Source organism: Microbispora sp. CL1-1 (assembly GCF_012034195.1).
GTDB lineage: Bacteria > Actinomycetota > Actinomycetes > Streptosporangiales > Streptosporangiaceae > Microbispora.
In genome coordinates, this window is sequence record NZ_JAATEK010000021.1 from 63610 (window position 1) to 80730 (window position 17121).

Below are 17121 nucleotides of genomic sequence, written 5' to 3' on the forward strand. Positions count from 1 at the left end.
CAGGGCGTGACCGTCGCAACGCCCTATCAGCGGTCGTTCGGGGAGCTCCTGCGCCAGTGGCGCGAGCACCGGCGGATGAGCCAGCTCGACCTGTCCAACCGCGCCGAGATCTCCACCCGGCACATCAGCTTCCTGGAGACCGGCCGGGCCACGCCGAGCCGTGACATGGTGCTCCACCTCTCCGAGCACCTCGATCTCCCGCTCCGGGAGCGCAACCACCTGCTGCTGGCCGCGGGATACGCCCCCGTCTATGGCGAGTCTCCGCTCGCCTCGCCGCAGATGGCGGCGGTGTACGACGCGATCAGGCGGCTGTTGTCGGCCCACGATCCCTTTCCCGCCGTGGTGGTGGACCGGCTCTGGAACCTCGTCGACGCCAACGACGGCATCGGGCTGCTGGCGGAGGGCATCGACCCCGACCTGCTGGGCAACGTGCTGCGGGGCAGCCTGCACCCCGAGGGGCTCGCCCCGCACATCGTCAACCTGGGCGAGTGGCGGGCGCACCTGCTCGGCCGGCTGCGGCGGCAGATCACGCTCACCGCCGACCCGCGGCTCGCCGAGCTGTACGCCGAACTGCGCGAATATCCCTGCGACCAGCCCGAACCCGAGGTGGAGCTGCCCGGCCCCGGGGACATCCTCGTGCCGCTCCGGGTGCGGCGGGCCGGGCGGGAGCTGTCGTTCTTCAGCATCGTGGCGACCTTCGGCACCCCGCTCGACATCACGGTCTCCGAGCTGGCCATCGAGTCGTTCTATCCGGCCGACCCCGCGACGGCGGCGTTCCTCCATGGCAGCTCTTCGTGATCGTCCGGAGATCATCCGGCGTCCGTGCGGCGATACGGCCCTGCCACAATTCCCTCAACCAAGATCCAGGGTGAGGAGACCGGGGTGCCCGCACGGGTGCTGACCAACACGTTCCACGTGGACGCCGCGCCGGAGGAGGTCTTCGAGCACCTCACGACGCCCGAGAGTTACATCGGCCTGTCGCCGCTCGTGGTGGCCGTGCGCGACGTCGACCGGTCGGAGCCGGGGGTGGTGCGTTACACCTCGATCGAGCGGTTCCGCTTCCTCGGCCTGAAATACGACAACCCCATCGCCGTCACGCTGCTGACCGAGCGCACGGCCGAGCGACTGTCCGTACGGGGCCAGGTGGACAGCCCCGGCGGCGTGCGGATGGGCTACCGCTTCGACCTGTCGCCGGAGGACGGCGGCACGCGCGTGGACGACCGGCTCGACCTGAGCGCGCCGTGGCTCGTGATCGGGTTCGCGGCGGGCCAGGCGCGGAAGGTGCAGCTCGCCAGGGCCCGGATCCTCGCCGAACGGCTGTCCGGGCGGTCTACGCGCGGTTCGTGAACGACTCCAGCGACTCGGCGTACGTCGCCGTCGCGAGCGCCGGGTCGAGGCCGGCGAGCCCACGGTCTCGGTGAGACCTGACTCATACGATCCTTGCGTGAGAAGCTGGAGTTCCCATTCCGCCCGGGAGGTATCACATGCTCGTGCTGGCGCACGTCAGTGACATCCACATCGACGGAAGCGAGCGGAACACCTCGCGTGCCGCCCGCGCGCTCGCCTACGCGCGGTCGCTGCGGCCCGACGCGATCGTGCTCACCGGCGACCTCGCGGACCACGGCGCGGTGGAGGAGTACGAGACCGTCCGCGAGCTGATCTCCGGCGACGACGTGCCGCTCGTGCTGTGCCCGGGCAACCACGACGCCCGCGGCGACCTCCGCAAGGTCCTGCTGGAGCAGGACGGCGACCACCCGGTCAACCAGGCGCTCAACCTCGACCACGCGACGATCGCGCTGTGCGACTCCAGCATCCCCGGCCGCCCCGAGGGCGCGCTGGACGACGACACCCTGGCCTGGCTCGACTCCGTGCTCGCCGCCACACCCGGCGTGCCCGCCTTCGTCGGCATGCACCACCCTGCCGTCGCGCTCGGCATCCCGTACGTGGACGGCATCCGGCTCGGGCGGCCGGAGGGGCTGGCGGAGGTGCTGGGCCGCCACCCGCACGTCGTCGCGGTGCTGGCCGGGCACGCCCACACGGCGGCGGCGACGACGTTCGCCGGGCTGCCGCTGCTGGTCGCGCCGGGAGTGGTGAGCACCGCGCTGCTGCCGTCCGAGGCATCGGGGCGTCCCACCCTCGACTACGACCTGCCGCCGGCCATCGCCCTCCACGTGCTGGACGACGGCCGGATCACCACCCACTACCGTCCTGTGCCTTGATACCTGGGCCCTGAATCGACCTGTCAGGCGCCGGGAGCCTCGTCGGGGATCCACGAGCCGTGGAACCCGGCCGGCACCCGGCGCGGCAGCCGTACGGACGCCACCCGGGCGAGGTCCGACGCGTCGAGCACCAGCAGCTCGGCGCCGTGCTCGGTGGTCGCGATCGACAGCAGCCAGCCCTCGTCCTCGGCCCCGGCGTCCGATGCGGGGACGAACACGGCCTCGCCCGGCGAGCGCTCGCCGGTCTGGTGGGCCCGGCTCGTGCCGTTCGCGGTGTCGTACTTCACGATCGCGTCCTTGCCGACCGCGTAGACGAAACGGCTGGTCAGGCCGGTGCGCGTCTCGTTGATCGTGGGGAACTCGACGTCCAGGTCGTCGAGCTGCTCGTCGCGCGCGACGCCGGTGGCGGGGTCGAGGGTCCAGCGGTGCAGGGCCGCGCCCCCGGTGTGGGCGGCCGGGTTGGCCGCCCCGCCGATGGTCGGCCAGAAGCCGCAGAACGCCCCCGGCGAGTAGCGCACCGCGTCGACGACGACGCGCCCGTGCTCGTCCTCGCTCGCGTTGCCCACATGGAAGACGTAGCAGGGGTCGATGTCGAACCACCGCACGTCGCCGGTGGCGCGGCTCATCACGCCCAGCCGCGCGCCGTACGCGTCGTCCCACCGGTAGGGCATGCCGCGGCCCACGAGATCGAAGTCGAAGACGACCGGCAGGTCGAGCCACACCACATGGTGCCGGGTGATCGCGAAGTCGTGGGCCATGGTGGGCCCCGGCACGTCCACCGGCCGGCTCTCCACCAGCTCGCCGCCGGCCGACAGCCGGTGATAGGTGAGGTAGGGCTTGGCCCAGCCATACCCGAAGAAGTGCAGCTCCCCGGTGATCGGGTCCTCCTTCGGGTGCGCGGTCATCGCGGTGGCCAGCCGCCCGCCGAAGTCGCAGGGGCCGACCGTGTCGAGCTCGGGCGTCATCTCGTACGGCAGGCCGTTCTCCACGAGCGCGAGGATCTTGTCGGCGTGCCGGATCACATGGGTGTTGGCGGGCACGGCCGCGAGGTCCACCCCGCGCTCGTGCACGTACGGCGCGCCGGCGAAGCGCGTGGTGCGGACCCACCGGTTGCGGTACCACTCCGCCCGCCCGTCGCGCAGCCGGATGCCGTGGATCATGCCGTGGCCGACGAACCAGTGCCCGCCGTCCTCCCCGGGGCGGGGGTTGGGGCCGTTGCGGAAGTAGCGGCCGGTGAGCTCGGGCGGCAGCGTGCCCTCGACGGGCAGGTCGATCGCGTCGATCTCGTCGGGGACGGGAGCGAGGCGGCCGGTCAGGTAGGAGGCGGTCGGCTTCATGGTCGTCGGCTCTGTGGTCGTCTGTGTCGTGGTCGTCTGTGTCGTGGTGGTCGGTGTCGTGGTGGTCGGCTGCGTTGTCATGGCGGGGCTCCGATCAGGCGGCGTAGCGGGCGCGGACGATCTGGGGGTAGCGGATGGTGAACAGCGCGGGGAGCGCGAAGCCGCAGACCTTCACCGCGATGATCGCGACGGTGGCGTGCGGGGCGAAGGCGAACAGCAGGGCGAGGCCGACGGCGTTGAGGGTGAAGCCCACCGCCCACACAGCGGTGATGACGGCGTTGACCCGGTAGAACAGCGGGGTCGCCTGCACCTCTGCCGGGGTCGTCCGGCGGGCGATGCCCAGCGTGAACGGCTTGCGGATCGCCAGCGACCCCCAGGCGGTGAGCGCCAGCCAGGCCACCGAGACGGCCGGGCCGTACTCGCCGAAGGGCGCCGGCATGATCGTGAACGCGGCCAGCGTCAGACCCGCGAAGAACACCCCCGAGCTGAGCTCGATGACCAGCTCGTCCCAGCCGCGCCCGCCCCTGCGGTCGGCGGCGAGCAGCACGAGCGAGACGAGGAGCGCGGCCGTGGCTCCGAGCCTGGCCTCGCCGTTCGTGCTGAGGACGGCGAAGGCGATCCACGGGAGGAAGGTGAGGACGTAGCGAAGCACGGGGGGTTCCTTCATTCGACGTTCCATCAGTGACATGTCGAACGTAGAACCTCCACTAGCGACATGTCAACACAGGAATGTACGATCGGAGCCATGAGCCTTCGTCATGCCATGCTCGGTCTCCTGTCGGCCGGGCCCGCCAGCGGCTACGACCTGCTGAAGACCTTCGAACTGTCGCTGGAGAACGTCTGGCCCGCGACCCAGAGCCAGCTCTACGCCGAGCTGGGCCGGCTGGCCAAGGAAGGGCTGGTGCGGGTCGCGGCGGAGGGCCCGCGCGGGCGCAAGGAATACGAGATCACCGAGGAGGGCCGGGCCGAGCTACGCCACTGGCTGGTCGAGGTGCCGCCCACCATGTCCCGGCGCAGCGACATGCTGCTGCGGGTCTTCTTCCTCGACCAGGTCGGCGCCGACGCCGCCCGCGGCTATCTGGAACGGCTGGCCGAGCGGGCCGTCCACGAGCACGACCAGCTCCTCGGCATCCGCGAGTTCGTCATCGGCCAGGGCGGCGACGCGCTGCGGCTGTACGGCGACATCGCGCTGGAGTGGGGCCTGCGCCTGACCGCCGCGCAGCGCGAATGGGCCGAATGGGCCGCCGCGCGGATGGCGGAGCTGGAACCCGAAAAGGCCGGTCGGCCTCGGGCCGAGTAACGACCTCCGGGGCCCGGCGCTATCCCCGAGCCGTCCTCGGGCCCGGGGCCGAGTGACGCCTTCCCGGGCCCCGCGCCGTCCTCGGCCCTCGCGAGGAATCCCGTGCCCACCGCCTCGGCTCTCCTCCCCGGCGACCCGCCTGGGTGACTGCCGGCCTGCGCCGGACGGTGACCGGGCCGCCGGTCCGCGCCCGACGTGGCGTGTGCGCCGCACCCCGAGGACGCCGCCTATCGGGAGGCTTTGCGGAGAGCACCGGGCCCGAGGCCGTCGAGCAGGGCGTCGAGCGCGCGGTCGAAGCGCTCCTGATGGTCCTGCGGGCTGCCGAGCCCGGCGCGCACCGCCTCGGCCAGCACGGGATACTCCCCCGGGTCGAGGCTCTCCATCACACCGGCGACGTCCGGTTCGCCGTGCCCCGGTGTGCTTCCGGCCTCGGCCAGCGTGTGCCCCACCACGAACGTCGCCACCGCGTTGACGAGCCGAAGCCCCTCCAGCGCGCCGAACCCCTCGTCCCGCAGCACGGCCGCCATCCGTTCCACGGTCGCCAGGCCGCCGGGCGCGAGCACCGGCCGGGTGGCGACCAGCGGCAGCAGGGCGGGGTGCGCGAGCAGCTCCCGCCGGATCGCGACCGCGAAGGCGCGCAGCCACTCCCGCCACGGGCCCACCGGCTCCACCGTTACCCGCGAGACCGCCATGTCGATCAGCCCGTCGAGGACGGCGTCCTTGTTCGGCACGTAGTAGTAGAGCGTCATCGCCTCCACGCCCAGCTCCGCGCCGAGCTTGCGCATCGACAGCGCCGCGATGCCCTCCCTGTCGACCAGGGCCAGCGCGGCGGCGAGCACCTTCTCCTTGGACAGTCCCGCTCTCGGCATCGGTCCTCCACTTGACGTCTCTTACGGCGTAAGAATATCGTTCTCTTACGACGTAAGAAAGAAGGGGAGCAATCATGAGCACCGCCGCGAAGACCGTCGTCCAGGGCCTGTTCGACGCCATCAACGACCGGAGGCTGGGCGACCTGCGCCGCTACATGACCGACGACGTGATCGACCACAACAAGGTGATCCACGGGGAGCCCGACGAGCCGGGCGCGGCGTTCGACGCGATCGCCCAGCAGCTCGACGCGTTCGACCCCTTCCACCTGAAGGTCGAGGAGATGATCGGCGAGGGCCACCGGGTGACCGCGCGGCTGACGATGACGGGGGTGAACTCCGGCTCCCACCCGCGGATGCCGGAGCCCACCCACCGTTCGTTCACGGTCGAGGCGATCTTCATTCTCACGTTGCGGGAGGGGAAGATCTCCGAGATGCGCGCGGTGAGCGACCGCCTGGGCATGTTCTTCCAGCTCGGCTGGGACTGGCCCGAGGTCGACTGACCTGTGTACGGCCGTCAGGGGCTCGCCGCGGCCCGGCCGCCGAACGACTCGCCGTCCGTGCCAGGCCCGTGGCCCACGGCCTCGATCAGGCCGTCCCGGAGGGTTACGGCGTCGAGCAGCCGGAGACCGTCGAAGACCTTGACGTTGACGATCGTCGTGGTGCCGGATGGGTTGTCATGATTCCTCGCGACCCATACGACATAACACGAAATCGAACAAATGATCAGGAAGCTAGTGCGTCGCCATGTCCACGAAGCGGCTGTAGTGACCCTGGAACGCCACGGTCACCGTGGCCGTGGGGCCGTTTCGGTGCTTGGCCACGATCAGGTCCGCCTCGCCCGCACGCGGCGACTCCCGTTCGTACGCGTCCTCCCGGTGCAGCAGGATGACCATGTCGGCGTCCTGCTCGATCGAGCCCGATTCACGTAGGTCCGACACTTGCGGGCGCTTGTCCGTACGCTGCTCGGGGCCACGGTTGAGCTGGGAGATCGCGATGACCGGCACCTCCAGCTCCTTGGCCAGCAGCTTCAGCGCACGGGACAGCTCCGAGACCTCCTGCTGACGGCTCTCGGTCTTCTTGGGCGAGCTCATGAGCTGGAGATAGTCGACGATCACGAAGCGCAGGTCGTGACGCTGCTTCAGGCGGCGGCACTTGGCCCGGATCTCCATCATCGACATGTTCGGGGAGTCGTCGATGAACAGCGGCGCCTCGGCGACCTCGCCCATCCGGCGGGCCATCCGCGTCCAGTCGTCGTCGCTCATCATGCCCGAGCGCATCGTGTGCAGCGCCACCCGCGCTTCGGCGGACAGCAGACGCATGGTGATCTCGTTGCGCGACATCTCCAGCGAGAAGATGACCGTGGTCATCCCATGCTTAATCGCCGCAGATCGGGCGAAATCTAGACCTAGGGTACTTTTGCCGATCGCCGGGCGGGCGGCCACGACGATCATCTGGCCGGGGTGGAGGCCGTTGGTCAGGGCGTCGAGATCCTGGAAGCCGGTCGGGACGCCGACCATCTGGCCGCCGCGGCTGCCGATGGCCTCGATCTCGTCCAGCGCCGACGGCATGATCTCCGACAGCGGGAGGTAGTCCTCGGAGGTGCGGCGCTCGGTGACCTTGTAGATCTCGGCCTGCGCGCGGTCGACCAGGTCGTCGACCTCCTCGCCCTGGCCACCGTAGCCGTAGGAGACGATGCGGGTGCCGGCCTCGATGAGGCGGCGCAGCACGGCCTGCTCGCGGACGATCTTGGCGTAGTAGCCGGCGTTGGCGGCGGTGGGCACGATCGCGGTCAGCGTGTGCAGGTAGGCGCCGCCGCCGACCCGGGCGACCTCGCCGCGCTTCTGCAACTCGTCGAAGACGGTCACCGAGTCGGCGGGCTCGCCCCGGCCGTACAGGTCGGTGATCACCTCGAAGACGATCTGGTGGGCCGGCCGGTAGAAGTCGTCGGCGCGCAGCACCTCGATGACGTCGGCGATGGCGTCCTTGGACAGCAGCATGCCGCCCAGCACCGACTGCTCGGCCTCGATGTTGTGTGGCGGCGTCCGCTCGAACGTCGAATCGGAGCCTCCGGGTCCCCCCGGGAAGTCGAGCACGCTCACCCTCACACCCCCTGCCCAGCGGTCACAGCAACCCCAGCCCGGTGCGCAAGTCTCCCCAACCCCGGGGCCGGGCGGCAACTTGACCAGTGGACAACCCTGTGGACAACGTGTGCAGTCCGCTCCCCCGACATGTGAAAAGCCTGGGGACGACCCTGTGGACAGCGCTGTGACCACGTCGGCGAAGACCGCCGCCACCTGGGATTTCGATATCCACGGCCTGTGGAGGAAAGAAAGTCACCGGAGATTTCGATACCGATCGAGCATGGCTCAGTAAGCCGCAAAATAGGCTTATGCCACTTACCTCTGGGACCGGACACGGCCGTGCCCATGACAGGGAGATCCTCAGGCTCGCGATCCCGGCATTCGGGGCACTGGTGGCCGAGCCGCTCTTCCTGCTCACCGACTCCGTCATCGTCGGCCACCTCCCCGATCCAGCGCTCGGCGCTCTCGGCGTGGCCAGCGCGGCCCTGTCGGCCCTCGTCGGGCTGTGCGTGTTCCTCGCGTACGCCACCACCGCCGCGGTCGCACGGAGACTGGGGGCGGGGGACGTCAGGCAGGCGATGCGCCAGGGGATGGACGGCCTGTGGCTGGCCGCGATCATCGGACTGGCCGTCGGTGTGGTGTGCTGGCCTCTTGCTCCGTTTATCGTACACCTGTTCGGAGCGACCGGCCAGCTCGCCGCGCAGGCCGTCACCTATCTGCGCATCAGTCTCCTCGGCACCCCCGGCATGCTGCTGGTCCTCGCCGGCACCGGCGTGCTGCGCGGGCTGCAGGACACCCGCACGCCGCTGGCCGTGTCCATCGCGTCGTTCGGGCTGAACGGGCTGCTGAACATCTGGTTCGTGCTCGGCCTCGGCTGGGGGATCTCCGGATCGGCCTGGGGCACGGTCGTCGCGCAGTCGCTGGCCGCCGCGACCTACCTCGCGCTGGTCGTGCGGACCGCCCGTGCGCACGGCGCCTCGCTGCTGCCCGACCTCGCCGGTGTGCGGGCCGCCGGCGCCGCCGGGTTCGCCCTGGTCGTCCGTACGGCATGCCTCCAGGCCGTGCTGCTCGTCGCCACCTCGATCGCGACCCGGATGGGCGACGACCAGATCGGCGCGCACACGATCGCCGCCCGCATCTGGACGTTCCTCGCCTTCGGGCTCGACGCCATCGCGATCGCGGGGCAGGCCATCACGGGCCGCGCGCTGGGCGCGGGCGACGTCACGGGCGCCCGCGAGGCCACCAGGCGCATGGTGATGTGGGGTGTCGGATGCGGCGTCGTGTTCTGCGCGGCCGTCCTGCTCGCGCGCCCGCTGGTGCCCGCCCTGTTCGACGCACACGGCGAGGCGGCCGCCGAGCTGCTCTCCGTGCTGTGGCCGGTCGCGCTCCTGCAGCCGGTCGCGGGCGTCGTGTTCGTGCTCGACGGCGTGCTCATCGGGGCCGGCGACCAGCGCTACCTCGCCTGGGCGGGGCTGTGGACGACGCTGGCCTACCTGCCGTTCGCCGCCGTCGCGGGCACCCTGGTGGCCCTGTGGCTCGCGCTCGGCGTCTGGATGACCGCCCGGCTCGTCACGCTGGCACTCCGCGCGTACGGCACCGCCTGGATGGTCACGGGCGCCTCACGGACGGCCGCCTGACTCACATGCGGCGGGCCTCCAGCACGCGCTGGAGGAACGCCTGCGTGCGCGGATGCTCGGGCGCGCTGAAGATCTGCTCGGGCGGGCCGCTCTCCAGCAGCACGCCGCCTTCGAGGAAGCACACGATGTCGGCGATGTCGCGGGCGAAGCCCATCTCGTGGGTGGCCAGGATCATCGTCATCCCGGCCTCCTTGAGCTCGCGGATCACGCCGAGCACCTCGGTGACCAGCGTGGGATCGAGCGCTGAGGTGACCTCGTCGAGCAGCAGCAGGCGGGGATCGGTCGCGACCGCGCGGATGACCGCGACCCGCTGCTGCTGGCCGCCGGACAGCCGGTCGGGATACTCCCCCGCCTTGTCGGCCAGCCCGAACCGGTCGAGCAGCTCGCGCGCCCGCGCCTCGGCCTCCTCGGGCCGCACGCCGTGCACCTTGCGGGGCGCGAGCGTGATGTTGTCGAGCACGGTCATGTGCGGGAACAGGTTGTACGCCTGGAACACCATGCCGATGCGGCGGCGCACGTCGTCGGGGTCGGCCCGCACGTCGGTGATCTCGGTGCCGTCCAGGTGGATCGCGCCGTCGTCGATCGTCTCCAGCAGGTTGACGCAGCGCAGCAGCGTCGACTTGCCCGAGCCGGACGCGCCGATCAGGCAGACCACCTCGTGCGGAGCGACCTCCAGGTCGATCCCGCGCAGCACGCTCAGCCCCTGGTAGTGCTTCCAGACGCCCTCGACCTTGAGCAGGCTCATGCCGTGCCGCCTCCCGTCTGGCGCCGGGCCGCCCGCGCGGCGAGATGGTCGGTGAACCGGGCCATCGGCACCGTCAGCAGGATGAACAGCAGCGCGGCCACCAGGTAGGGCGTGAAGTTGAAGTCGAGGTCCTTGTGGATCTGCGCCTGCCGCAGCGCCTCCAGCGGGCCGAGCACGGAGACCAGCGCGGTGTCCTTCTGCAGCGAGACGAAGTCGTTGAGCAGCGGCGGGATCACCCGGCGGACGGCCTGCGGCAGCACCACGTGACGCATGGTCTGGCCCTGCGTCAGCGCCAGCGATCGCGCCGCCGCCCGCTGGCTCGGGTGCACCGACTCGATGCCCGCCCGGAACACCTCGGCGACGTACGCGCCGTAGGACAGCACGAGCGCGATGATGCCGAGGGTGACCGGGTCACTGGGTGCGCCTTGCAGAGCGAGTGCCGGAATGCCGAACCCGACCAGATAGATGAGCAGGATGGTCGGGATGCCGCGGAAGACGTCGGTGTAGACGACGGCCAGCGCGCGCAGCGGGAAGAACACCGGTGAGCGCAGGCCGCGTACCACTGCGACGAGGAGCCCCAGCACGAGGATGAACACCTCGGCGATGAGGAACATCTCGATGTTGAGCACGAAACCACGCAGCACGTCGGGCAGCGCGGCGACGAACGCCTCGGGGCTGAGGAAGGTCTCCCGCACCCTCGGCCACCCCGGCGACGAGGTGATCCCGACGACGAGGGCGACCACCACGACGATCGTGGACGCGGTCGCGACGGAGACGGACCGCCGCGCCCGGCCGCGCAGCTCCGCCTCCCGGCGGAGCTGGCGCTCGCTCTTCACCCATACGGGTGACTCCCCGCGTCCGGGGCTTCCCACCGGCGCGGCGGCCTCCGAGGGCAGCGACGTTCCCCCCGGCTCGGCCCGCAGATCCCCCTCCCGCGATCCCGCGGCCTCCGGATTCCCCGCCGGCGACTCCGCGGCCTCGGGTTCTGCCACGGGCGAGCCGGCCGCCTCTCCTTCGGTCACTTGAGCTCCGGCGCGCCCGCGGCGGCGGTCAGCCACTGGCTCTCGATCTGCGCCAGCTCACCGGACGACCTCAGCTCACCGAGCGCCTTGTCGACGCAGCTCACCAGCGGGTTGCCCTTCTGGAACAGCAGGCCGAACTCCTCGGGCTCCCCGGCGTTCGCGTCGAACTGCCCGACGATCTTCGAGCCCTCCACCTGGGCGGCGGTGACGTAGAAGGCGGTCGGCAGGTCGACGACGATGGCGTCGATCTGCTTGTTCTTCAGCGCGTTGACCGCGTCGACCTGCTGGTTGAACACGCTCGGGTCCTTGGAGGGCTGGATGACCGACCGCACCGCCTCCAGCGCGGTGGTGCCGGCCTGCACGCCGATCTTGGCGTCCTTGAGCTCGGCGAGGCTCGTGGCGGAGGCGAACTTCGTGCCGTCGAGGGCCACGACGCCCTGCTTGACCGTGTAGTAGCCCTGGCTGAAGTCGACGGCCTTGGCCCGGCTGGGGGTGATCGAGATCTGGTTGACGTCGAAGTCGAACTGCTTGGGCCCCGGGGCGAACGACGAGTCGAACGGCACGACCGCCCAGGTGACCTCGTCCTTGGTGAATCCCATCTTCTCGGCCACGGCGTAGGCGACCGCGCTCTCGAACCCCTGCCCGTTGGAGGGGTTGTCGTCCTTGAACCACGGCTCGTACGCCGGCTTGTCGGTGCCGATCGTGAGCTTGCCGGGGGTGATGAGCTTGAGGCTCTCCTTCGCGCACGCGTCCGCGGCGGCGGAGCCGGCCGGGCTCGCGGCGGCGCTCGCGGTGGTGGAGGTGTCGTCCGCCGGAGCGCAGGCGGCGGCCGCCAGCACGAGAGCGCCGGACGCCAGCAGGAGTGAGGGACGGCGCATCGCAGCCTCCATCGAGGGGTGTTTCCACGAAATCCGCTGAATCGGACGGCAAGATACTAGCGTTCCGTATAACCCCTGTTGACCTGAGGGGAATCACTCCTCACCGGACGGCCCACAGAACCGCGAAGGGCCCCTCTCCGGCGTACGGAGAAGGACCCTCGACGGAACTGCGACGGGTGTCAGCCCGCGACCACCTCGACGTCGATGGTGGCGGCGACCTCCGGGTGCAGCCGGACGCTCACCTTGTGGGTGCCGACGCTCTTGATCGCGTTGCCGATCTCGATGCGGCGGCGGTCGAGCTGCGGACCACCGGCGGCCTTGACGGCCTCGGCGATGTCGCCGGTCGTGACCGAGCCGAACAGCCGGCCCGACTCGCCCGCGCGGGTCGTGAGGCGCACCTTGAGGGCGCCGAGCTGGCCGGCGACCTCCTTGGCGGAGCCCAGGTCGCGGATCTCGCGGGCGGCGCGCGCCTTCTTCAGCGAGGCGACCTGCGACTCGGCGCCGCGGGTCCAGCGGATGGCGAAGCCACGAGGAATGAGGTAGTTGCGGCCGTAGCCGTCCTTGACCTCGACGATGTCGCCGGGAGCGCCGAGGCCGGAGACCTCAGTGGTGAGGATGAGCTTCATTTGTCCTGAGTCTCCTTTCTCAGCGCGCGGTGCTCGTGTACGGCAGCAGGGCCATCTCACGAGCGTTCTTGATAGCGGTCGCCACGTCGCGCTGGTGCTGGGTGCAGTTGCCCGTCACCCGGCGAGCACGGATCTTGCCGCGGTCGGAGATGAACTTCCGCAGCAGTCCCGTGTCCTTGTAGTCGACGTAGGAGATCTTGTCGTGGCAGAAGAGGCAAACCTTCTTCTTGGGCTTGCGCACTGCCGGCTTCGCCATCGTGGTGCTCCTCTCAGAGCCCCGCATGAAGCGGGAATGGTCGCTCGGTTGTGTTTACGGTGGTTGGGACCGGAAGGCCCCGGTGACCTAGAAGGGCGGTTCGTCGCTGAAGTCGCCGCCGAAGCCGCCGCCGCCCTGCGGGCCGCCGCCGAAGCCGCCGCCACCGCCGGAGCCGTAGCCCCCCTGCGGAGCAGGCGCCGCGGTCGCCCACGGGTCGTTGGCAGGTCCGCCGAAGCCGCCGCCGCCACCGCCCTGGCGCGAGGTCTTGTTGACCTTCGCCGTGGCGTTGCGCAGCGAGGGGCCGACCTCGTCGACCTCGACCTCGTAGACCGTGCGCTTCTCGCCTTCCTTGGTCTCGTACGACCGTTGGCGCAGCCGTCCCTGGACGATCACCCGCATGCCGCGCTGGAGGCTCTCGGCGACGTTCTCCGCCGCCTGCCGCCAGACGTTGCAGGTGAGGAACAGGCCCTCGCCGTCTTTCCACTCGTTGGTCTGCCTGTCGAGGAACCGCGGAGTGGACGCGATGCGGAACCGGGCCACGGCCTGCCCCGTCGGGGTGAAGCGCAGCTCCGGGTCGTCGACAAGATTGCCGACGATCGTGATCTGGGTGTCGCCTGCTGCCATCGGTCGCTTTCGCCTTCCTATCCCGTCAGCTGAGCCGTCAGAGGCTCAGAGTACGGCCCGGGCCCGACAAATCGCCGGGCTTCGGGGTGCTGCCAGTGAAGCTCAGTGGAGCTCGGGGCGGATGACCTTGGTGCGGAGGATGCCCTCGTTCAGGTTGAGCTGGCGGTCCAGCTCCTTCACGGTGGCAGGCTCGGCGGTCAGGTCGACCACGGCGTAGATGCCCTCGGACTTCTTGGCGATGTCGTAGGACAGGCGGCGACGGCCCCAGACGTCGACCTTCTCCACGGTGCCGCCGTCGTTGCGGACGACGCTGAGGAACTGGTCGAGCGACGGCTGCACGGTGCGCTCGTCGAGGGACGGGTCGAGAATGACCATCATCTCGTAGCGACGCATGTGTGATCCAACCTCCTCTGGACTCTTGCGGTCACGACGCCTTGCCGTGACAGGAGGACCCTGCGCCTCGCGCCGGGAGGCATGCCCCCCGGCCCTTATCAGACGCAGTCGAATAAGGCTATCAGCCACTTGGCCCCACCCGGCCCGGAGAGTGAAACTGGAGGTCGGAGAGGGGGTAGGCGCGATGCGAAACACCATCGGCCGAAAAAGAAGAAGCCCCGGTCACTTCATACTCGACACGGACGGCAGGCCGCACCCGCGGGAGAACGCGATGACGATCGCGACGCTCGTGTGCGGCCTGGTGGCGTTCGTCACGGGCTTCATCGTGGCGGCCCACATGATCGCGTCGTGGGTGGGCGCGGTCGGGTTCTGGGGCGGGCTGTACGCCCAGTTCGTCTCGTCGACCACCAGACAGCGGGCGCTGATCATCGTGGGGATCGTGGGGTCGTTCGTCGGCGCCGCGCTGGGCATCGCGCACGGGGGCTTCTTCCCCCGCGGTTTCTCGCTGCGCAACTGACGCCGCGCAACTGATGCCGGGCAACTGATGCCGCGCAACCGGCACCTGCGCGACCGACACCTGCGCAACTGACGCCGCGCGACCGACGCGTGCACAACCGACACCTGCGCACCTGGCCTGTGACCGTTCAGCCGCCGATGTGCAGGTCCACGCCGAGCAGCACCAGGAACCACAGGAAGACCGCGATCAGCGCCTGGGCGACCTGCTTGAGGAGCGTGGGGGTGATGTAGTCGTGGAGCCAGGCCACATAGAGGCCGACGAGGATGTAGATGAGAAGGACGAAGCTGCCTAAGCGATATCTCATGCTCGTCTCCTTGACGACGAAGTAGTATCGCGCGCGGGTCTGGGGGGCGCGTGCACACGCGACTGCCCTGTTTCGCACGCTTGAAACAGCGCGCCCTCTTGAAACGCTCTTGGAGAGCGCCTAGAGTTCGCCCCTCGCGTCCGGCGGCCTCGCGATCAGGCAACAAGCATTGGTGGAGGAACGGCATGGACAGCCACAACGGCGCCCGCCCGCGGATCGGAGCCCACGTCGACCAGGACGATCCGCTGGCGCACGCGGCGGCCCGCGACGCCGACGTGGTGCAGTTCTTCCTCGGCGATCCCCAGGGCTGGAAGGGCCCGGTGACGCCCGCCACCGCCGACGCCCTGCGCACCTCGGACGTGGACGTCTACGTGCACGCGCCGTACGTCATCAACGTGGCCACCGCGAACAACCGCATCCGCATCCCGAGCCGCAAGCTGCTCGATTCGCATCTGAAGGCGGCGGCGGCCATCGGCGCCAAGGGCCTGATCGTCCACGGCGGGCACGTCAACGCGGGCGACGACCCGCAGACCGGCTTCGACAACTGGCGCAAGGTCTTCGAGCGCACCGAGTGCCCGATCCCCGTGCTGATCGAGAACACGGCCGGCGGCGGCAACGCGATGGCGCGGAAGCTGGAGCGCATCGCCCGGCTGTGGGACGCGGTGACGGCGGGGGCGCCGGACCCCTCGGTCGTCGGCTTCTGCCTCGACACCTGTCACTTCCACGCGGGCGGCGAGGAGCTCGCCGGCCTCGTGGAGCGGGTGAAGGCGATCACGGGCCGCATCGACCTCGTGCACTGCAACGACTCGCGCGACGCGTTCGACTCCGGGGCCGACCGCCACGCCAACCTCGGCAACGGCCAGATCGACCCCGAGCTGATCCTGGAGGTCTGCCGGGCGGCCGGGGCGCCGATCGTGGTGGAGACGCCGTTCGAGGGCCAGGCCGACGACATCGCGTTCCTGCGCAAGCACCTGTAGCCGTTCGTCCACACCCTGTGGATAACTCTGCGGATTGAAAACGTCAGGAAGCGGGTACAGGCGTCTGAACGCCTCGCTCGTCCCGCACCCCCGCGGGCCTGCGCGTGGCGCGCCACAACTGCACGTACGACGTGACGGCCGCGGCGAGGAAGACGAGGTTGCGCAGGACCAGCACGAGCGTCCCCGGCAGGGTGCCCGTCCAGCTGTAGTCCAGCTCGATCCAGGGATACATGACGCCCGTCAGCAGGGCGGCGACCATGACGAGCAGGGCGGCCGGCCGCTGCGTCGGGCCCGGCCGGTCGCGCCGCACCGACAGGATGACGGCGGCGATGCCGATCACCCACACGAGGTACTGCGGTGACAGCACCCGGCTGGTGGCGACCAGGAAGAGCACGGTCGTGAGAGCGGCGTCGTAGTACGACCGGGGGCTGGGGGCCGCGCGCAGCCACCACAGGCCGATCAGCGCCAGCGCCACGGGCGTGGCGGCCAGGCTCACCATCGTCGCGATGCCCACGCCGCCGCCGACGGCCTCCATCGCGCCGTGCCGATAGGTGGTGTAGCCGTCCCACCAGCCGAGGGCCCGGGCGAGCGCGAACGGCGTGGCGGCGAGCGACTCGATCTGCAGCCCGCGCTTCTCCTGTGCGGTCAGGAAGTCCAGCGCGTGCGGCATCGACAGGGCGGCCACGCCGCATCCCCCGACCGCGACCGCGACCGTGAGCCACGACGCGGTCAGCAGCTCGCGCCACCGCCGCAGGCCGGCGAGCAGCGCGACCGGCCAGACCTTCACGAGGAGCCCGGCGCCGATGAGCGACCCGCGCACCACCGGGTTGGCCGACGCCGTCAGCGCGAGCACCGCCACGAGCGTGACCATGAGGTCATAACGGGAGACGAGCACCGGGCCGAGCAGGGCCGCGCCCACCGTCCACGCCCACGGCCCCGTACGGCTCCCGCCGCGCCGGCCGGTGGAAAACCACCAGACCAGGAACAGGATCGCGAGGTCGCACAGTGCCGCCAGCAGATAGAAGGCGACGTGGTAGCCCAGCGGCAGCAGCCGGGGGGCGAGCAGCGGCAGCGCCGCGAACGGCGGGTACTGCCACTTCTCGTCACCCGCCGGGAACTGTCCCTCCGCCAGGATCTCGGACCAGTGGCGATAGAGGGTGACGTCGTTCCTGAACGCCACGCCGTGCCCGGTCGGGATGGTCTGGGTCGCGACGAGGAGGAGCATCACCCTGGTCACGACCCACACCAGCAGCAGGAGCCATGGTGGCCTCCGGCGCATCGTGTCTCCCCCGTTCGTCGCGGACACTCTCACGCGACGCTACGCGATGCCTCCGCG

21 protein-coding genes are annotated in these 17121 nt (G+C 70.3%); 8 read left to right on the forward strand and 13 right to left on the reverse strand.

Going from position 1 to position 17121, the window contains the following annotated elements; genetic code table 11:
• The first annotated feature begins 6 nt into the window (after positions 1-6).
• From HCK04_RS23605 to HCK04_RS23615, 3 genes are all read left to right on the forward strand, one after another.
• Positions 7-798 (forward strand): helix-turn-helix transcriptional regulator, encoded by a 792-nt coding sequence (locus tag HCK04_RS23605; protein ID WP_260617380.1) that lies wholly within the window; start codon positions 7-9, stop codon positions 796-798.
• Positions 799-882: 84 nt separating this feature from the next.
• Complete coding sequence (locus tag HCK04_RS23610; RefSeq protein WP_142649559.1) at positions 883-1347, forward strand: SRPBCC family protein; 465 nt, start codon at positions 883-885, stop codon at positions 1345-1347.
• A gap of 137 nt (positions 1348-1484) precedes the next feature.
• On the forward strand, positions 1485-2219 hold the full coding sequence (locus HCK04_RS23615) for a metallophosphoesterase (RefSeq protein WP_142649560.1): 735 nt from the start codon (positions 1485-1487) through the stop codon (positions 2217-2219).
• 23 nt (positions 2220-2242) lie between these two features.
• Here the strand turns inward: HCK04_RS23615 and HCK04_RS23620 are convergent, their stop codons facing one another.
• Both HCK04_RS23620 and HCK04_RS23625 read right to left on the reverse strand, forming a co-directional pair.
• Positions 2243-3637: a carotenoid oxygenase family protein gene (locus HCK04_RS23620; protein ID WP_240971724.1), complete on the reverse strand. Its 1395-nt coding sequence runs from the start codon at positions 3635-3637 to the stop codon at positions 2243-2245.
• 13 nt (positions 3638-3650) lie between these two features.
• Positions 3651-4223, reverse strand: a complete 573-nt coding sequence (locus tag HCK04_RS23625; RefSeq protein WP_142649562.1) for a hypothetical protein — start codon at positions 4221-4223, stop codon at positions 3651-3653.
• Positions 4224-4301: 78 nt separating this feature from the next.
• On the opposite strand from HCK04_RS23625, the gene HCK04_RS23630 reads away from it, so the two are divergent.
• Positions 4302-4856 carry a PadR family transcriptional regulator gene (locus HCK04_RS23630; protein ID WP_142649563.1) on the forward strand — a complete coding sequence of 185 codons (555 nt, stop codon included), beginning with the start codon at positions 4302-4304 and terminating at the stop codon, positions 4854-4856.
• A 227-nt stretch (positions 4857-5083) separates the two neighbouring features.
• Here the strand turns inward: HCK04_RS23630 and HCK04_RS23635 are convergent, their stop codons facing one another.
• Positions 5084-5725 carry a TetR/AcrR family transcriptional regulator C-terminal domain-containing protein gene (locus HCK04_RS23635; protein WP_142649565.1) on the reverse strand — a complete coding sequence of 214 codons (642 nt, stop codon included), beginning with the start codon at positions 5723-5725 and terminating at the stop codon, positions 5084-5086.
• Between the two features lie 74 nt (positions 5726-5799).
• Here HCK04_RS23635 and HCK04_RS23640 point away from each other — a divergent pair, with 74 nt between their 5' ends.
• Positions 5800-6225, forward strand: coding sequence for an ester cyclase (locus tag HCK04_RS23640; RefSeq protein ID WP_142649566.1), 426 nt, complete (start codon positions 5800-5802; stop codon positions 6223-6225).
• Between the two features lie 231 nt (positions 6226-6456).
• Here HCK04_RS23640 and dnaB read toward each other — a convergent pair whose 3' ends face one another.
• Complete coding sequence (gene dnaB, locus HCK04_RS23645; RefSeq protein WP_185949022.1) at positions 6457-7824, reverse strand: replicative DNA helicase; 1368 nt, start codon at positions 7822-7824, stop codon at positions 6457-6459.
• A 290-nt stretch (positions 7825-8114) separates the two neighbouring features.
• On the opposite strand from dnaB, the gene HCK04_RS23650 reads away from it, so the two are divergent.
• Positions 8115-9443 carry an MATE family efflux transporter gene (locus tag HCK04_RS23650; protein ID WP_142649567.1) on the forward strand — a complete coding sequence of 443 codons (1329 nt, stop codon included), beginning with the start codon at positions 8115-8117 and terminating at the stop codon, positions 9441-9443.
• A 1-nt stretch (position 9444) separates the two neighbouring features.
• On the opposite strand, the gene HCK04_RS23655 is transcribed toward HCK04_RS23650, so the two are convergent.
• From HCK04_RS23655 to rpsF, 7 genes are all read right to left on the reverse strand, one after another.
• Positions 9445-10188 (reverse strand): amino acid ABC transporter ATP-binding protein, encoded by a 744-nt coding sequence (locus tag HCK04_RS23655; protein WP_142649568.1) that lies wholly within the window; start codon positions 10186-10188, stop codon positions 9445-9447.
• On the reverse strand, positions 10185-11210 hold the full coding sequence (locus tag HCK04_RS23660; protein WP_260617381.1) for an amino acid ABC transporter permease: 1026 nt from the start codon (positions 11208-11210) through the stop codon (positions 10185-10187). Before HCK04_RS23660 ends, HCK04_RS23655 begins: the two co-directional genes overlap by 4 nt.
• Positions 11207-12088, reverse strand: coding sequence for an ABC transporter substrate-binding protein (locus HCK04_RS23665; protein ID WP_142649569.1), 882 nt, complete (start codon positions 12086-12088; stop codon positions 11207-11209). The genes HCK04_RS23660 and HCK04_RS23665 overlap by 4 nt, the downstream gene beginning before the upstream one ends.
• A gap of 179 nt (positions 12089-12267) precedes the next feature.
• Entirely contained in the window at positions 12268-12714 is a 447-nt protein-coding gene (gene rplI / locus HCK04_RS23670; protein WP_142649570.1) for a 50S ribosomal protein L9, read from the reverse strand.
• 19 nt (positions 12715-12733) lie between these two features.
• Complete coding sequence (gene rpsR, locus HCK04_RS23675; protein WP_076439843.1) at positions 12734-12970, reverse strand: 30S ribosomal protein S18; 237 nt, start codon at positions 12968-12970, stop codon at positions 12734-12736.
• Between the two features lie 87 nt (positions 12971-13057).
• Positions 13058-13594, reverse strand: coding sequence for a single-stranded DNA-binding protein (locus tag HCK04_RS23680; RefSeq protein WP_142649572.1), 537 nt, complete (start codon positions 13592-13594; stop codon positions 13058-13060).
• Between the two features lie 102 nt (positions 13595-13696).
• On the reverse strand, positions 13697-13987 hold the full coding sequence (gene rpsF, locus HCK04_RS23685) for a 30S ribosomal protein S6 (protein ID WP_142620127.1): 291 nt from the start codon (positions 13985-13987) through the stop codon (positions 13697-13699).
• Between the two features lie 271 nt (positions 13988-14258).
• On the opposite strand from rpsF, the gene HCK04_RS23690 reads away from it, so the two are divergent.
• Entirely contained in the window at positions 14259-14504 is a 246-nt protein-coding gene (locus tag HCK04_RS23690) for a hypothetical protein (RefSeq protein WP_240971726.1), read from the forward strand.
• 127 nt (positions 14505-14631) lie between these two features.
• Here the strand turns inward: HCK04_RS23690 and HCK04_RS23695 are convergent, their stop codons facing one another.
• A complete protein-coding gene (locus tag HCK04_RS23695; RefSeq protein WP_168066207.1) occupies positions 14632-14808 on the reverse strand; it encodes a hypothetical protein in 177 nt (58 codons plus the stop codon).
• A 185-nt stretch (positions 14809-14993) separates the two neighbouring features.
• Between HCK04_RS23695 and HCK04_RS23700 the strand changes: the two genes are divergently transcribed.
• Positions 14994-15785, forward strand: coding sequence for a deoxyribonuclease IV (locus tag HCK04_RS23700; protein WP_142649575.1), 792 nt, complete (start codon positions 14994-14996; stop codon positions 15783-15785).
• Between the two features lie 43 nt (positions 15786-15828).
• On the opposite strand, the gene HCK04_RS23705 is transcribed toward HCK04_RS23700, so the two are convergent.
• Entirely contained in the window at positions 15829-17064 is a 1236-nt protein-coding gene (locus HCK04_RS23705) for a glycosyltransferase 87 family protein (RefSeq protein ID WP_142649577.1), read from the reverse strand.
• Between the last annotated feature and the right edge of the window lie 57 nt (positions 17065-17121).

Bases quoted from the DNA above. Each gene is read 5' to 3' on its own strand.
- HCK04_RS23615 (WP_142649560.1), top strand. From the start codon at position 1,485: ATGCTCGTGCTGGCGCACGTCAGTGACATCCACATCGACGGAAGCGAG.
- HCK04_RS23620 (WP_240971724.1), bottom strand. From the start codon at position 3,637: ATGACAACGCAGCCGACCACCACGACACCGACCACCACGACACAGACG.
- HCK04_RS23625 (WP_142649562.1), bottom strand. From the start codon at position 4,223: ATGAAGGAACCCCCCGTGCTTCGCTACGTCCTCACCTTCCTCCCGTGG.
- HCK04_RS23630 (WP_142649563.1), top strand. From the start codon at position 4,302: ATGAGCCTTCGTCATGCCATGCTCGGTCTCCTGTCGGCCGGGCCCGCC.
- HCK04_RS23635 (WP_142649565.1), bottom strand. From the start codon at position 5,725: ATGCCGAGAGCGGGACTGTCCAAGGAGAAGGTGCTCGCCGCCGCGCTG.
- HCK04_RS23640 (WP_142649566.1), top strand. From the start codon at position 5,800: ATGAGCACCGCCGCGAAGACCGTCGTCCAGGGCCTGTTCGACGCCATC.
- HCK04_RS23650 (WP_142649567.1), top strand. From the start codon at position 8,115: ATGCCACTTACCTCTGGGACCGGACACGGCCGTGCCCATGACAGGGAG.
- HCK04_RS23655 (WP_142649568.1), bottom strand. From the start codon at position 10,188: ATGAGCCTGCTCAAGGTCGAGGGCGTCTGGAAGCACTACCAGGGGCTG.
- HCK04_RS23665 (WP_142649569.1), bottom strand. From the start codon at position 12,088: ATGCGCCGTCCCTCACTCCTGCTGGCGTCCGGCGCTCTCGTGCTGGCG.
- rplI (WP_142649570.1), bottom strand. From the start codon at position 12,714: ATGAAGCTCATCCTCACCACTGAGGTCTCCGGCCTCGGCGCTCCCGGC.
- rpsR (WP_076439843.1), bottom strand. From the start codon at position 12,970: ATGGCGAAGCCGGCAGTGCGCAAGCCCAAGAAGAAGGTTTGCCTCTTC.
- HCK04_RS23680 (WP_142649572.1), bottom strand. From the start codon at position 13,594: ATGGCAGCAGGCGACACCCAGATCACGATCGTCGGCAATCTTGTCGAC.
- rpsF (WP_142620127.1), bottom strand. From the start codon at position 13,987: ATGCGTCGCTACGAGATGATGGTCATTCTCGACCCGTCCCTCGACGAG.
- HCK04_RS23690 (WP_240971726.1), top strand. From the start codon at position 14,259: ATGACGATCGCGACGCTCGTGTGCGGCCTGGTGGCGTTCGTCACGGGC.
- HCK04_RS23695 (WP_168066207.1), bottom strand. From the start codon at position 14,808: ATGAGATATCGCTTAGGCAGCTTCGTCCTTCTCATCTACATCCTCGTC.
- HCK04_RS23700 (WP_142649575.1), top strand. From the start codon at position 14,994: ATGGACAGCCACAACGGCGCCCGCCCGCGGATCGGAGCCCACGTCGAC.
- HCK04_RS23705 (WP_142649577.1), bottom strand. From the start codon at position 17,064: ATGCGCCGGAGGCCACCATGGCTCCTGCTGCTGGTGTGGGTCGTGACC.